15 protein-coding genes are annotated in these 14,292 nt (G+C 39.5%); 4 read left to right on the plus strand and 11 right to left on the minus strand.

All coding sequences use genetic code 11. From position 1 onward, the window contains the following. Positions 1-15: 15 nt before the first annotated feature. From atpG to B4A24_RS14290, 9 genes are all read right to left on the minus strand, one after another. Positions 16-915: an ATP synthase F1 subunit gamma gene (gene atpG / locus B4A24_RS14250; RefSeq protein WP_293945807.1), complete on the minus strand. Its 900-nt coding sequence runs from the start codon at positions 913-915 to the stop codon at positions 16-18. A gap of 78 nt (positions 916-993) precedes the next feature. Continuing rightward, on the minus strand, positions 994-2,568 hold the full coding sequence (gene atpA, locus B4A24_RS14255; protein ID WP_121127262.1) for a F0F1 ATP synthase subunit alpha: 1,575 nt from the start codon (positions 2,566-2,568) through the stop codon (positions 994-996). 55 nt (positions 2,569-2,623) lie between these two features. Next, on the minus strand, positions 2,624-3,166 hold the full coding sequence (gene atpH, locus B4A24_RS14260; RefSeq protein WP_293945808.1) for an ATP synthase F1 subunit delta: 543 nt from the start codon (positions 3,164-3,166) through the stop codon (positions 2,624-2,626). A gap of 28 nt (positions 3,167-3,194) precedes the next feature. Then, positions 3,195-3,695, minus strand: a complete 501-nt coding sequence (locus B4A24_RS14265) for a F0F1 ATP synthase subunit B (protein WP_172396511.1) — start codon at positions 3,693-3,695, stop codon at positions 3,195-3,197. A 111-nt stretch (positions 3,696-3,806) separates the two neighbouring features. Then, positions 3,807-3,995: an ATP synthase F0 subunit C gene (gene atpE / locus B4A24_RS14270; protein ID WP_028070619.1), complete on the minus strand. Its 189-nt coding sequence runs from the start codon at positions 3,993-3,995 to the stop codon at positions 3,807-3,809. A gap of 36 nt (positions 3,996-4,031) precedes the next feature. Continuing rightward, the gene (atpB, locus tag B4A24_RS14275; protein WP_288811373.1) at positions 4,032-5,120 is read right to left on the minus strand and encodes a F0F1 ATP synthase subunit A; all 1,089 of its coding nucleotides are present in this window, start codon (positions 5,118-5,120) and stop codon (positions 4,032-4,034) included. A 94-nt stretch (positions 5,121-5,214) separates the two neighbouring features. Next, the gene (locus B4A24_RS14280) at positions 5,215-5,613 is read right to left on the minus strand and encodes a hypothetical protein (protein WP_293945809.1); all 399 of its coding nucleotides are present in this window, start codon (positions 5,611-5,613) and stop codon (positions 5,215-5,217) included. Then, positions 5,606-5,833 carry an AtpZ/AtpI family protein gene (locus B4A24_RS14285; protein ID WP_246251003.1) on the minus strand — a complete coding sequence of 76 codons (228 nt, stop codon included), beginning with the start codon at positions 5,831-5,833 and terminating at the stop codon, positions 5,606-5,608. The genes B4A24_RS14280 and B4A24_RS14285 overlap by 8 nt, the downstream gene beginning before the upstream one ends. A 49-nt stretch (positions 5,834-5,882) precedes the next feature. Further along, the gene (locus tag B4A24_RS14290; protein ID WP_293945810.1) at positions 5,883-8,108 is read right to left on the minus strand and encodes a helix-turn-helix domain-containing protein; all 2,226 of its coding nucleotides are present in this window, start codon (positions 8,106-8,108) and stop codon (positions 5,883-5,885) included. A gap of 200 nt (positions 8,109-8,308) precedes the next feature. On the opposite strand from B4A24_RS14290, the gene B4A24_RS14295 reads away from it, so the two are divergent. The 4 genes from B4A24_RS14295 to B4A24_RS14310 all read left to right on the plus strand — a co-directional run bounded on the left by B4A24_RS14295 (position 8,309) and on the right by B4A24_RS14310 (position 11,901). Further along, entirely contained in the window at positions 8,309-8,806 is a 498-nt protein-coding gene (locus B4A24_RS14295) for a phosphoheptose isomerase (RefSeq protein ID WP_172396507.1), read from the plus strand. Between the two features lie 217 nt (positions 8,807-9,023). Next, complete coding sequence (locus tag B4A24_RS14300) at positions 9,024-9,758, plus strand: hypothetical protein (RefSeq protein ID WP_293945811.1); 735 nt, start codon at positions 9,024-9,026, stop codon at positions 9,756-9,758. A gap of 8 nt (positions 9,759-9,766) precedes the next feature. Beyond that, positions 9,767-10,876, plus strand: coding sequence for a hypothetical protein (locus tag B4A24_RS14305; protein ID WP_293945812.1), 1,110 nt, complete (start codon positions 9,767-9,769; stop codon positions 10,874-10,876). Positions 10,877-10,908: 32 nt separating this feature from the next. Then, positions 10,909-11,901 carry a hypothetical protein gene (locus B4A24_RS14310; protein WP_293945813.1) on the plus strand — a complete coding sequence of 331 codons (993 nt, stop codon included), beginning with the start codon at positions 10,909-10,911 and terminating at the stop codon, positions 11,899-11,901. Between the two features lie 75 nt (positions 11,902-11,976). On the opposite strand, the gene B4A24_RS14315 is transcribed toward B4A24_RS14310, so the two are convergent. Continuing rightward, a complete protein-coding gene (locus B4A24_RS14315) occupies positions 11,977-13,086 on the minus strand; it encodes a hypothetical protein (protein WP_293945814.1) in 1,110 nt (369 codons plus the stop codon). 22 nt (positions 13,087-13,108) lie between these two features. Beyond that, complete coding sequence (locus B4A24_RS14320; RefSeq protein ID WP_293945815.1) at positions 13,109-14,257, minus strand: SPFH domain-containing protein; 1,149 nt, start codon at positions 14,255-14,257, stop codon at positions 13,109-13,111. Between the last annotated feature and the right edge of the window lie 35 nt (positions 14,258-14,292).

Here is a 14,292-nt window from a genome sequence, read left to right on the forward strand (position 1 = left end):
TTTCCGAATAATGAACTATCCGTTTGACAAAGCTGCTGCTCCAGAAACGATTTCGGTCAATTCTGTAGTAATTGCCGCCTGACGAGCCTGGTTATACGATAACTTAAGTGATTTCAATAAGTCACCTGCGTTTTCAGTCGCTTTATCCATGGCTGTCATACGCGCTCCATGCTCAGAAGCATTGGAGTCCAAAACAGCTTTATATAATTGAATCTTGATGGCTTTCGGAATTAATTCCTCGATAATCTTCTCTTTGGAAGGTTCGATGATATAATCCACTTCAGCTTCTATTTTTGCTTTATGCGTATGTTGCGTGTCTTCTTCAGTAGGTAATAAAGGTAAAATCTGTTCTGCCGTCAGCTCTTGAACTGCAGCATTTTTGAATTGGTTATAGACCACTTCTACCCGATCAAAATTACCTTCTTTAAATTGTTCCATGATAAATTCTGTCACTAGGGAAACAGATCCAAAATTTAAATCAGAAAACAAGTCTGAGTGATTAGCTATCACATCGAAATTACGCTTCGAATAGAAATCATAACCTTTTTTACCAATAGCGATGATACTCAAATTGCCTTTCGCATGCTGCTCGGCATATTTGTTAGCGATCAAGTTATTAGTCATCTTGATAGCATTCGCATTGAATGCCCCAGCCAAACCTCTATTAGAAGAAACAACAACGATCAACACCTTATTTGGCTCACGATCTACTGTAAAAGGAGAATTACTTCCCTCCACACTTGCAGAAACATCAGCCAAAATATCTCTTAATTTATTCGCATATGGGCGCAATTGTAAGATAGCGTTAGTAGCGCGCTTCAATTTAGCAGCTGAAACCATTTTCATGGCTTTTGTAATCTGCTGTGTTGATGATACCGAGGTAATCCGGTTTCTTACTTCTTTTAAATTTGCCATATTTGTTTTAAGTATTAAGTACCTAGTATTGAGTATTGAGCCTAGTCAATGGACTCAATACCAAATACTCATTACTAATTAATATTTTGATGCTAAATCCTTAGCTACTGTTTCTAATACTGCAGTCAACTCATCTGAGAATTTACCAGCTTTGAACGCTGACAAAACTTCTGGATGACGTTGTTCCAATTGCGTTAAGAATTCTTCTTCAAATTCTCTTACTTTATTTACTGGCACATTACGCAATAAACCTTTCGTTCCAATGTAAATGATCGCAACTTGTTTTTCTACAGAAACTGGAGAGTATTGACCTTGTTTCAAGATCTCAACGTTACGAACACCTTTATCCAATACCGCTTTAGTAGCAGCATCTAGATCAGAACCGAATTTTGCGAAAGCTTCCAATTCACGGTACTGCGCTTGATCTAACTTTAATGTACCCGATACTTTTTTCATCGGCTTGATCTGAGCGTTACCACCCACACGAGATACCGAAATACCTACATTGATCGCTGGACGGATACCCGCGTTGAATAAGTTAGACTCCAAGAAAATCTGACCATCTGTAATAGAAATTACGTTGGTAGGAATATAGGCTGAAACGTCACCTGCTTGTGTTTCGATGATCGGAAGCGCTGTCAATGAACCACCACCTTTAACCAAATGCTTGATAGATTCAGGAAGGTCATTCATGTTACGTGCAATATCATCAGAAGAGTTGATTTTCGCTGCACGCTCTAACAAACGGCTGTGTAGGTAGAATACGTCACCTGGATATGCTTCACGACCTGGAGGACGACGTAATAACAAAGAAACCTCACGGTAAGCCACAGCTTGTTTCGACAAATCATCATAAACGATCAATGCTGGACGACCTGTATCACGGAAGAACTCACCGATAGCAGCACCTGCCATTGGCGCGTAGAATTGAAGTGGAGCAGGGTCAGCAGCAGAAGCAGCGACAACAACAGTATAAGCCATTGCACCTCTTTCCTCCAATGTACGAACGATATTCGCTACCGTAGAATTCTTTTGACCTACAGCAACGTAGATACAGAATACAGGTTGACCTGCATCGTAGAATTCTTTTTGGTTTAAGATCGTATCGATACATACCGCAGTTTTACCTGTTTGACGGTCACCAATAACCAACTCACGTTGACCACGCCCTACTGGAATCATCGCATCGATTGCCTTGATACCTGTTTGTAATGGCTCAGTTACTGGCTGACGGTAGATAACACCTGGAGCTTTACGCTCGATAGGCATTTCGTATAATTCTCCTTGGATAGGTCCTTTACCATCAATTGGCTGACCCAATGTATTCACAACACGTCCCAACAAACCTTCTCCAACTTTGATGGATGCAATACGGTTGGTACGTTTAATCGTATCTCCTTCTTTAATTTCGTCAGAAGGGCCTAAAAGTACAACACCAACGTTGTCTTCCTCTAAGTTTAATACAATACCTTGTAATCCGTTATCAAATTCAACCAACTCACCGGACTGAACTTTAGTTAAGCCGTAAATACGAGCAATACCGTCACCTACAGCAAGTACGGTACCCACTTCCTCTAGTTCGGCTTCTGATTTAAAGCCCGCCAATTGCTCTCTTAGAATTGCCGAAACTTCATCTGGTCTTACCTCTATCATTTTAATTATTATAAGGGGTTTTTTGATTTATTTTACTTTAAATACCAGAATAACCTTAGTTACCCTGATTCAAATATCTTTCTAATTTATTCAACTTACCAGCAATACTTGCATCAATCTGGCGGTCACCAATATTGACGACAAATCCGCCGATCAACTTGTTATCGACTTTATTGACCAATATCACTTGAGCGTTGGTTTCTTTTGCAAGTACATCTTTCATTGCGGCTAAATTAGCTTCAGAAAGTGGTGCTGCAGATGTAACTGTAGCTTTTACAATACCTTTAACCTCGTTATACTCACGGACAAATTCTTGCGCAGTAGCATATACGATCGTACCACGACCTTTGTTGATCATGATCTTGAAAAAGGCTAAGATATTTGCATTGATCTTATCTTTAAATAAAGCATCCAATATGTTTTTCTTCTTGTCCAAAGGAACAATAGGATTGGCCAAAACAGCTTGCAATTCTGAACTGGACTTTAAAACAGCGATGAACGAATCCATATCTGTTTTGATGGTTTCCAGTGAGCCCTGCTCGCTAGCCAAGTCAATTAATGACTTTGCATATCTCGATGCTACTTTAAATACTGACATATTCTATTTCGTAATTTAAGTGACCGGATTAGTTCAATTTAACGTCTTTAAGCAAATCTGCTACTAAAGCCTCTTGCTTACCTTGGTCCTCAAATTCTCTTGTTAATACTTTGCGGGCGATATCCAAAGACAAAGATGAAACTTGTGATTTTACCTCAGCCAAAGCTTTATTCTTTTGTTCGTCGATCTCTTCTTTCGCCTGAGCAATCATTTTAGCACCTTCGTATTGTGCTTGTGTTCTTGCTTCAGCAACGATTTTGTCTTTTAGCTCTTTTGCTTCTTTAAGGATAACATCACGTTCTGCACGAGCCTCTTTAAGCAATTGTTCGTTTTCATTTGTCAAACGAGCCATTTCTAATTTAGCTTTCTCAGCAGCTTCCAATGCATTTGCAATTCCTTGCTCACGTTCATCTAAAGCGTTGACGATAGGTTTCCAGGCAAACTTGCCCAATAAAAAGATCACAACCAACAAGATGATTAGTTGCCAAAAGAACAAACCGTACGAGAACTGATTAATTAATGCTTCCATTTATATACAATTGTAAATTATAATTTTCTTTTGTTTTGTATTTTTTTGTTTAAATACAATCTGCAACCAACCGTTGCAGATTGTATTTAGTAAACTTTTAATCAGCTTGGATTATTTACCTAAGATTAAAGCACCGAATGCTAAACCTTCAACTAAGGCACCAATGATGATCATCGCAGTTTGAATTTTAGATGCTGCTTCTGGTTGACGAGCGATAGCTTCCATAGCTGAACCACCGATTTTACCTAAACCTAAACCTGCACCGATTACGATTAAACCTGCTCCAATTAAGTTGTACATAATAATTATTTTATAAAATTTAACAAAAAAATTCGATTAATGATGTGCGTGTTCTTCGACTGCCATTCCGATAAACAAAGAAGACAACATCGTAAAGATAAAGGCTTGCAAAAACGCAACCAGTAGCTCCAAGAAAAACAACACCAAAGTCAATAACATAGACACCCCGATACTACCACCGACTGTCAATTGTTGTTGAAATAAATAAACGATTGCGATCAAACCCATCACAACAGAGTGACCAGCAGTAATATTCGCAAACAAACGCAGCATTAAGGAAAAGGGTTTAGTAAACATACCCAACACCTCAATTGGTGCTAAAATAAATTTAAAAGGAACTGGAACACCTGGCATCCAGAAAATGTGTTTCCAATAATCTTTATTCGCTTTAAAGTTGGTAATAAAGAAAGTGAATAAAGCCAAACATAAAGTTACCGTAATATTTCCCGTTACGTTAAAACCTAGTGGAGTCATACCCAATAAGTTCAAAACAAAAATTAAGAAAAATACAGATAACAGGTAAGGCATAAATTCTTTATACCGGTGACCGATATTAGGAACAGCCATTTCGTCACGTACATATAAAACCAAAGGCTCCAAAACGCGACCTACACCTTTAGGAAGGTTATTAACACCTTTTTTGTATGTTTTAGCCAAAGATATAAAGCCCAAAAACAGTAAGAACGCCGCTAATAATAGACCTACCACATTCTTTGTAATCGAGAAATCTAACGGCTTAGCGTTGGTAGGATGATGGGCTTCATCAAAATTCAATGTACCTGCAGCATCCGTCTTATAGATCTTGCCATGGTAAAGTGTGTAGTACTGGCCGTTTTTCTCTACAACAGACTCTCCATGATGAAACTCGCCAGAAGAAAAAACAACCAATCCATTATCAATAAGAATTACTGGCAATGGAAAACCATAATGCTTTCCTGCTTTTTGATCGGAAAACAAAGAAAAGTAATGATCATCCTGTAAGTGATGTTGACTATACGCTTTGATTTCCTCAGCTTGGGATTTAGGCGCATCCCCATGCGCTTCTTCAGCTGCTTTTAAGGTAAAAGGATTGACAGCAAGAAAAATTACTGCAAATAATAAAAGTGCTCTCTTAAGATTCACCATTTCAGATTACTATTGAATAATAAAAAATTTTGCGCAAAAATACAATTTTATTTGGCATAAATCACCATTTGTTTAAACTTTTTCCAAAAATAGTTTAAACCTTTTTATCTACTTGATTTAAAGCATTAAAAGCAAGATATACATCGACAAACAACGAGATAAAAAACACAACCAAAAAGTTATATTCGATAAAATTGTTTTCAATGGTCTTTAACCCATCCTTGACATAAATATATCCCGCAATCCCCTTTAGAAGCACCAGTCCAAGAAATATGACTCCCAATTTCTCGGGCATGGACCAGTTTGCAAAAAATACCAAGACCGCAACCAACATTGAGGAGCAAAATCCAAATGTATACATTCCAACCAGGCTGTAAGTAGTCTGTGACCAATACTGCATAACGTCCATACCGGATATTACTAAATAATGTGCAGCAAAACTTACTACAAAGACGATCAGCAATACGAGTATGCTTTTCAAATAACTATTCATTCTTATTAATTTGATTTGCCTGCCTGATAAACTGATACAAAGATACAACCACCCCCAATAGTGTCAATCCCTTCATCCCCCATTCACCCGCAATCGCATATTTATTATCTAACCAAGTGCCGACCCAGTAAAATAGATAGATTGTCACACCCATCTGAATCGGCATGGAAGTAAAAACAATCCATTTGTTAATTTTTTTATTGGTTTTCTCCTCTTTCAATTAGCTTATAATAAAAGGTGGACAAATATACATCATAAATCCTTATCCCCTATAGTCCCAAAACTTTTTGTCCAATTTTAATATCTGGATAATCTACATCTGCTCCTAACAACATCTTAAGCTCGGAAGATGATTTGTCTGGATTTGCCCGAATTACCTCAAGGATTCGATCAAGCTTCTCTTGATCGATCAATTCGGTTGCCTCGACCTCTGTCCCTACAAAGTTAATAAGATGTCCGTAAATTGTACCGGCAACCATCCCGCGCTTACCTGCTATATCCGAAATACTCATTCCTTCTTTAAACATTTCCAAAGAAATATCTTTCGTATCCAATTTCTTAGCCCCGTCTTCATCAGCACTTTGCGCGGCCAATTCCTCTTTTTCTTTTGTTTTGACCTGCGCAGCCACATCAAGCATCGCTGTTTGAAAATCTTCTCTTTTGGATAACGTTTCGGCGATGATTAGGCAATGTTGCAATTGCTCACGCTTACGTTTGTAATCCAGTAGTACGGCTTTCAACTCATCAATATATTTCTTTGTCCGCTTTCGAATCTGGTATTCTTCAATGTGTTTTGTCAAGGCTTCAATAAGATCTTTATCCATCTTTGGCAAAAACCAATTCACTGCCGCGGTTGAGCGTTCGCAAATCAGATTATAATCTATTGCATCTTTATCCCGCAGAAGGTCATAAAGGACAACAATAAATTTATGCGCTACCTTTTCCTGTATCTGAAGCTGTCCAACCAATTGTTGGAAGAATTGAACTGCTTGTTCCTTTCCATCGATATTACGCTCTTCAAGTGACTTCAGGAGTTCCGCTGTCACGGCTAACAGCCCATCCCAACGGAATCCATTCATCAGGATTTGCCCTAGGTAATTTCGTTGGCATTGTTCTAAAATTTCATTAATATTAGACTGTGAACTTGTACGTTGTGCAAACTCCACCACCTGATAATCTGTCCGGATGGCATAGGATGGAATAATCGATTTGAGCACCAGTCCATCTAGGCTCGTCAAACGGCTCAAGGCCACATAAACCTGTCCAGCGGCAAATGATGTCCCTGCATCAATGATTGCCTTCTGGAAAGTCAGCCCCTGGCTCTTATGGATCGTAATTGCCCAGGCTAAACGGAGTGGAAACTGAGAAAATGTACCTAAGACTTCCTCTTTGATCTGATCTTGTCCCTTATCATAGTTGTAACGGATATTTTCCCAGGTCTCTCTTTTTACCGTCACCTCTTCAGAACCGTCTGGAAAAGTAACCGATACGGTCCCGTGCACAGTATCTATATCTTTTACCGTGCCAATTTTGCCATTATAATATTTCCGCTCATCACCTGAATCATTTCGGATAAACATCACCTGAGCGCCTATTTTCAGCGACAATGTTTCCTCGGCAGGATAAGAGCCCTGTGCAAAGTCATCTTTTACAACAGCTTTTAAGTTCAGCATCTTCCCGGATAGCGACGCTAATTTTGCACTGTTGATCTCATCGGCATTCCGATTATGAGATGTCAGGGTTATATATTGTTCTTCCTCTTTTGGAACAAAATCCTGCTGGTAATATCCATTTAAGGTTGCTAACATTTCACTGGTGCATTCATTATTCCGTATCGCATTTAAGATCGAAATAAAGCCCTCATCCTGTTGACGATATATTTTATTGAGCTCCAACATCACCAAGGGGTTATCCCGTAAGATTTTTGCATTAAAAAAAAATACAGAAGAATAATGATCCCGAAGAATGTTCCATTCCGCATCTTTAACCACAGGGGGCAATTGATATAAGTCACCGATAAATAGCACCTGTAAACCACCAAACGGACGCATATCGCGACGAACGGACTGCAATATCACGTTAATCGCATCTAATGTATCGGCCCGTACCATCGAAACCTCATCAATAATTAATAGCTCGAGTTCCTGCAGGATTGCCCGACGCTGCTTCGTCAATTTTATTGTGCTAAAGAGACGGGATTTGTTATAAATATGACTATCCTGCTCATCCCAACGTAACTCATAGTCCTCCACAAAAGTTCCAAAAGGAAGCCAAAATAAGGAGTGCAAAGTTGTACCACCCGCATTCATGGCAGCTACCCCTGTGGGTGCAGTAATAGCCATTTTTTTATAGCTATGTTCACGAATATACTTCAAGAAAGTTGTCTTTCCAGTACCTGCCTTTCCCGTAATAAATACATTCTGGTTGGTTTGGTTAACAAATGCAACAGCCTGCATAAATGCTGTATTTTCTCGATCGACTTGAAAGTTTGACATATCCTGAAATTAGATTGACCACAAAACTAAGTATTTCATTTTGAAAACATGCCCTACCGCTTGTAGGCATATTTTATAAAAAACCGCATTTTGCTTAACGATTTTATCAAAGCTAAAACGGTTAACTAAAAACATTAATGATTTTTTTCTATATTTAGCTGCTGAATTAATGATCAATAAATTTTTAGAAATTTTATAACATGGCTATAGATAAAACCGCATTATTTGAGAAAGTGCAAGAAATGTTGACATCCAAAGGATTCAATATTGAGAAATCGGATGCAGCGCGCCCTTGGGGTGGCTTTTTTGTCATCGACGAATCGCAAGCACAGGAGTTCGCTAATGAGTATTTCGGAGGATTAGACGTTCAGGAATTAAAAATATCAGGAAAATTAAGTCCAAAAATTCTGATCGTCGCTCCAGACAAAAGACTTTCCTGGCAGTATCACCACCGCCGTGCTGAAATCTGGCGCGTTATTCAGGGCAATGTCGGAGTAATGGTTTCTGACACAGATGAAGAGTCTGTGGTATCAACATTAAAAGAAGGTGAAACAATCAGATTACGCCAGGGACAACGTCATCGCCTCATCGGCTTGGATGGTTTCGGTATTTTAGCTGAGATTTGGCAACATACCGATGCGAACAACCCCTCAGATGAGGACGATATTGTTCGTGTTCAAGACGATTTTGGAAGATAAGCATTTCTTCCCTCTATTTTCACAAAGATTTCCAATTCAGGATTGGAAATCTTTGTCTTTTATAAAGACCAAAGTCTTCCTTACTGCAGTCTCCCCCGTAATCACTTATGTCCTCGTTTTGACCATTAATTAATTTAATAATGATATGATCCAATAATTTTAGCCACTACAATCCTAATTTTTACTATTTTAGTATACGTATAATAAACTGTCAATTATGAGTAACGACGAAAACAAAAGAAGTTCGGGGATATTAAATAGTCTTAAAAAATTAATTTTCGAAGATGAGCAGACAGCTCCCAGCGCCCAACCTTCGGCTCCACCTGCACCGACAAAAGAAAAATTAAACTCCCCCACGCCAACATATACGTCTGCACAGCAGCCAATAGCAACAAGTAAAACACCGCCTCCTATTCCAATTACGGCTAATGACGGCAGCACAGATCTCAAAGAAATGAAATTGAAGGTCTATGCCATTCTAGAAAAATTAAACGAACAAGGAGTCGATTTTTTTGAAGTCTGGAATGCTGCGGCCGCAATGGGAAAAGTAGAAGAAAACACCTTAAAAGCCGCATATACTTCCCTTAAATTTGTCGATAGTTCATTATCAAAGGAAAAACTTATTGCAACTGGCACAAATTATGCTAACAAACTAAAAGATACCATTGCCAAAGAATCAGAACAGAAGAAAGATGAAAAGAGAAGGGCTGAACAGGACCGAACGTTGGAAATTGCTAATTTAAACAGTGAAATCAAAGCAATAACAGAAAACATTGCCAAATTGCAGATTGACCTCCAGAAAAAGCAAGCCGCATTGGGGCAAATTAATGAAAAGTACGAACCAAAAATTAAAGAAATCGATCAAAAAATAGCCATAGGCAATACCGCTGTTGATGAGGTTATCACCGAAATACACAACGCTTTGCACATGATTAATCAATCAATCACATAACTAAATCAATGGAAAGAAAAGATCAATACATCAATATTCCCGCTGAAATAAAGACGCAACTCCCCATATTTCAAGTATTGGGGGATCATTTACCTGCACAATTAAAGACTCCAGAAGCTAAAAAAACGGCTTATACTATTTTCTTTTGGGCACTTTTGCTGGGTGGAGCATTTGCTTTTTTCAAATACCTTCCCGTTATGCTCGAATATGCAGGAAAGAGTATCTTATTTGTGATTTTCAGTATTATCCTAATTACCTTATTACTTTTAGCGCCCAAAATTATCGCCTTATTGCATCGTTTGGGCACGGTACTACTTTTCAAAGGTGAGAAATCTATTATTAGAAACAATCCGATCGAAACATTACAATTATTGTCTCGGGATGCCAAAGACACCTTAAAACGTGTAAAAGAGAAAATCAGTAATGTGGACGGTGTACGTATCGACATGATTCAAAGCGGTGAAACAGCCCAGAAGACCGCCGAAGAAAAGTACAGCTATGCGAAAAGATTTACAGCAGAAGCAGCCAATCTTGATGAAAAATCAAAAGAAGAAGCGAGCAGAAATAATGCAGAGAAGGCGAATGCTTATGCAAGAGATGCCAAGGAAACACGTACCAAAGCATTCTTATTGGGCAAAGAAGGAGAATCAGAGGAACAAAATGCGCGTAGCTACGTGCAATATGCCAACCAGTTTGCAAAAGTACTGGAAGTCCTCAAAGACAATGAAAGCGCAGCACGCATCTATGTAAGTACACTGGATAGCAGCATCTCTATCATTTCGAAAAAGCTAGAAGCTACGCAAAAAATGAAAAATGCGACGGATGGGCTTGCCGATGTATTTAATATTAAAGATGGCTGGGCTTTTCAAGAAGCGATGAATGCGGCTACAGGTGCTATTAGCCAAAATATAGCATCTATTCGATCCAACTTGGATTTCTTGGATCAGAATAATAATATTACCGTCGGTGGCGCCCCTTCACAGAGTGAACTGGAAGAATTTATCCGTAAGGTCGATGAACGTAACTTAAAAGTACTCAACGTCACTCAAATGGCTGACTCCAGTTACGAGCTCAAACCCGATGAAAAAGTAGACAAAGGCTTTACACTACTCGATTAATTAATCAAAACAATATCATATTATTCAAAATTATGGAAGAGAAATCGACATGGGCCAGATTAAGATGGCCTATCAAAGCAATTATTATCGCATTACCTATCCTTGCTATTGGTTATTGGGCGATGCAGTCAGGCAAATTCGACGCAAATCCAACTATCAATAAATCAGATTCAACCAATATCAACGCCCCCAGCACAACAACTTCGGGATCAGAAAGCGCACGTTCATTCAACTATCAACCGGAAAAACCAGTTGATGGTGAGTACAAGGGGGTTGTCGAAGTTGGCGCTTCTGGTTTCAATTCCTTTGTCGTCAATATGGACAAAGAAAACCGTTGGGAAATTATTTCCAAAGATTTTGGAAAATCCTTTGCTTACGAAGGCCTGGCCACCACCGAAGATATCCGTAAAGGACTAAAAGATTATATCGGCATGATGCTGGATAAAGGCGTGAAATCCAAAAACATCCATTTCGTGATCAGTTCTGGCGCGCAAAAAGAACCTAAAACAACTGTTATCAGTTCAGAACTTAGAAAGATGGGATTTGTTGTTAACTTGGTTACAGCCGAACAAGAAGGAAAATTAGCACTTAAATCCGTTCTTCCAAAGGCTTATGAAGACAACTCCTTTGTTGTAGATATTGGTTCTGGAAACACCAAAATTTCTTGGATTGATGGCGACACCAAGTCTGTGGAAGCACCAGGTGCCAAGTATTACGAAAAAGATTTAAAGGATGACGCGGTCTATGCGGAAGTAAAAAAAATAGGTGAGAAAATACCGTCCTCAAAAAGAGAAGTTTGTTTTATTATTGGTGGCGTTCCTTTCGAACTGGCATCGCAAACACGTCAAGGAGAAGAACGATTCACTGTATTAAACGATCCTACTTCTTATAAAGCAGACAAAATAAAAACAAAAAGCGGTGTCAACATCTACAAAGCGCTTAAAGATGCAACTAACTGCGATACTTTCGTATTCGATTGGGACGCAAACTTTACAATTGGCTTCTTGCTTTCATTGAATAAATAAAATATCTTACAACAATAAAAAAGAGCTGTACCCTAAAAAGTACAGCTCTTTCTTTTAGTTTCTTTGCAGCTATTATTAACCCATAAAGCTCAACAGATAACACACAATAAGGATCAACAGCACCACAAAAGCAATTTTCCAAAAGCTATAAGGCCGCTGTCCGTACACCTTCCCATTGAAAGCATTGACCATGATCTGATAGCTCTTGCCCTTATACTGATAAGCTGACAACCATACAGGTAACAGGATATACTTCAATTTGATCGATTTAAAATCACTATCAATAGTATCAATATCCTGGGTATCTCCGCCAATATCATTTTCGACCTGTCGTTCAATTTCGCGGTCCATAATCGCTCGTGCAGTTCGGGCTGCCACAATATGGTCGATACTAAATGTCTCCGCAATAAAACCACTCAGATACTGCTCGTTGAATGGCTTCAGATAACTCAAGTTCCAGGGGCCTATTTTATCCGAAAATTTTTCGGGCAGCGAGGTCGATCCAGAAATAACGATATCTCTAAATTGGCTGTATATCGTTCCCGAAGCAGGATACCAGTTCGTGCGGCGCTCTTCATATTCCTCCGTTTCACCGTCAGAATTACGTCGTGTCCGTGTCACATAATAGTATTCCCCACGGGATCCCTCGTAAGAAGAATGTACATCCGAATCGTATGACCAAAATGGGATGTACACGCCTTTCAAGCGATCATTCCGTGAATTGAAGATCCTTTTAAAATCATTGGGCGCAAACCAGACTTTTCCAGCCCATTGTGTTAATAAACCAAAGGACTGTTTATAATCTACCGTAAAAGGCACAAGCCCATGAGGTTTAACGATGCGCCTTTGTTGATGGTCAATGACCAATGGCGATGCACAAAAGGCACATACATCTGCTGTAACATGTGGATTCAACCTCGAATTCGCCCCACAGTTACTACAATGAACGACCTCTGCTAGATAACTGTACCGTTCATCTGCTACACCTTCCATCGCTTCTCCAAACACTTTATAATCCGTTGCTTCAATCTCACCATCTACCTCCAGGTTGTCCGTAATTTCATTCTTAGTACCACAATACAAACATTCCAGATAGGAAGTCCCGGGCTGATAAGTCAATACAGCACCGCAACCTTGGCATTTTAACCCCCGATCTATTTCGGAGGTCTTTTCTTCAAAACTCATACGCGTGATAGCACTTAGATCGCTAAACTCCAGGAATTGGTGGTGGGGTCTGCGAAAACAAATCCTTCAATTCAATAATTTTATCAGCTTCGGTCCAGTTATCAAGCCCTTCTTTCCAAACTAAAGTTGAAGCCGTGAGTATACCCTCCCCAAGCAATCCACGTAATTGTTCCTGATCGAATGGTCCTTCTTGTTTTCCTTTTAAAGCCAAGTAATAAGCAACTGCTTTCGGTAACGGCGGTGGTCCAACAGCGCCTGCTCTAGCGCCTGCGTCAGTCGCACCAGTTGGATTATTACCATCAAAACTATTTTGCTGAAACACATTCCCCATCTGTCCAACCATTCCTGCTCCCAAACCGGCACCAAAACCAGCGCCGACGATACCACCGCTGCTCGGGTTTTCCGCCGCTTTTTCCATGGAATTGGCAGCTTGAAACTGTGCATAAGCACCAAGGTTTCCAACCACCCCCATACTACTGCGTTTATCCAATGCTTTTTCAACCTCCTCTGGAAATGAGATATTCTCAATTAAAAATTTAGTCAAGCTTAACCCGATCTCCTCAAAGTCTCCAGCTATTTTTTGTTGGATCAATGCAGAAACTTCATCATAGTTCGAAGCTAAGTCCAAAGCTGGAATTTTAGATTCTGCAATGGCATCCATGCCTCTGGAAACCGCGATATTACGTAATTGCTCTGTAATATCGTCTACGGTGAATACCGGAGTCGTTGCAACCAGCTGTTTCATAAAAACAGGGACATCCTTTACCTGAAAGGAAAAATTTCCAAAGGCGCGAAGTCGTATCGGCCCAAATTCAGGATCACGTAACATGATGGGGTTTTTGGTCCCCCAGCGTTGATTCACAAATTGACGTAGGTTAATAAAATAAACATCAGCCTTAAATGGGCTGTTGAAACCATATTTCCAACCACGGATGGTTGTCATAATTGGCATGTTCTGCGTTGTCAGTTCGTATCTGCCAGGCTGAAATACATCTGCAACGACGCCCTCATTCAAAAATACCGCCGCTTGCCCCTCCCTTACGGTAAGCTGCGCTCCCATTTTGATTTCATTCTGATACCGCGGAAATTTCCACACGATGGTATCCGTACTATTATCGACCCACTCGATAATATCAATAAATTCATTTCTGATTTTATCAAATAACCCCATAAATATTTCGCTTTACAATTACTTACATTAAATGT

Origin of the sequence: Sphingobacterium sp. UBA7249, assembly GCF_002472835.1 — a bacterium.
In the GTDB taxonomy this organism is placed as follows: domain Bacteria; phylum Bacteroidota; class Bacteroidia; order Sphingobacteriales; family Sphingobacteriaceae; genus Sphingobacterium; species Sphingobacterium prati.

Coding starts and splice junctions, on each gene's coding strand:
- B4A24_RS14300 (WP_293945811.1), top strand. CDS start 9,024: ATGAGTAACGACGAAAACAAAAGAAGTTCGGGGATATTAAATAGTCTT.
- B4A24_RS14315 (WP_293945814.1), bottom strand. CDS start 13,086: ATGAGTTTTGAAGAAAAGACCTCCGAAATAGATCGGGGGTTAAAATGC.
- B4A24_RS14265 (WP_172396511.1), bottom strand. CDS start 3,695: ATGGAAGCATTAATTAATCAGTTCTCGTACGGTTTGTTCTTTTGGCAA.
- atpH (WP_293945808.1), bottom strand. CDS start 3,166: ATGTCAGTATTTAAAGTAGCATCGAGATATGCAAAGTCATTAATTGAC.
- atpB (WP_288811373.1), bottom strand. CDS start 5,120: ATGGTGAATCTTAAGAGAGCACTTTTATTATTTGCAGTAATTTTTCTT.
- B4A24_RS14305 (WP_293945812.1), top strand. CDS start 9,767: ATGGAAAGAAAAGATCAATACATCAATATTCCCGCTGAAATAAAGACG.
- atpE (WP_028070619.1), bottom strand. CDS start 3,995: ATGTACAACTTAATTGGAGCAGGTTTAATCGTAATCGGTGCAGGTTTA.
- B4A24_RS14290 (WP_293945810.1), bottom strand. CDS start 8,108: ATGTCAAACTTTCAAGTCGATCGAGAAAATACAGCATTTATGCAGGCT.
- atpG (WP_293945807.1), bottom strand. CDS start 915: ATGGCAAATTTAAAAGAAGTAAGAAACCGGATTACCTCGGTATCATCA.
- B4A24_RS14280 (WP_293945809.1), bottom strand. CDS start 5,613: ATGAATAGTTATTTGAAAAGCATACTCGTATTGCTGATCGTCTTTGTA.
- B4A24_RS14295 (WP_172396507.1), top strand. CDS start 8,309: ATGGCTATAGATAAAACCGCATTATTTGAGAAAGTGCAAGAAATGTTG.
- atpA (WP_121127262.1), bottom strand. CDS start 2,568: ATGATAGAGGTAAGACCAGATGAAGTTTCGGCAATTCTAAGAGAGCAA.
- B4A24_RS14310 (WP_293945813.1), top strand. CDS start 10,909: ATGGAAGAGAAATCGACATGGGCCAGATTAAGATGGCCTATCAAAGCA.
- B4A24_RS14320 (WP_293945815.1), bottom strand. CDS start 14,257: ATGGGGTTATTTGATAAAATCAGAAATGAATTTATTGATATTATCGAG.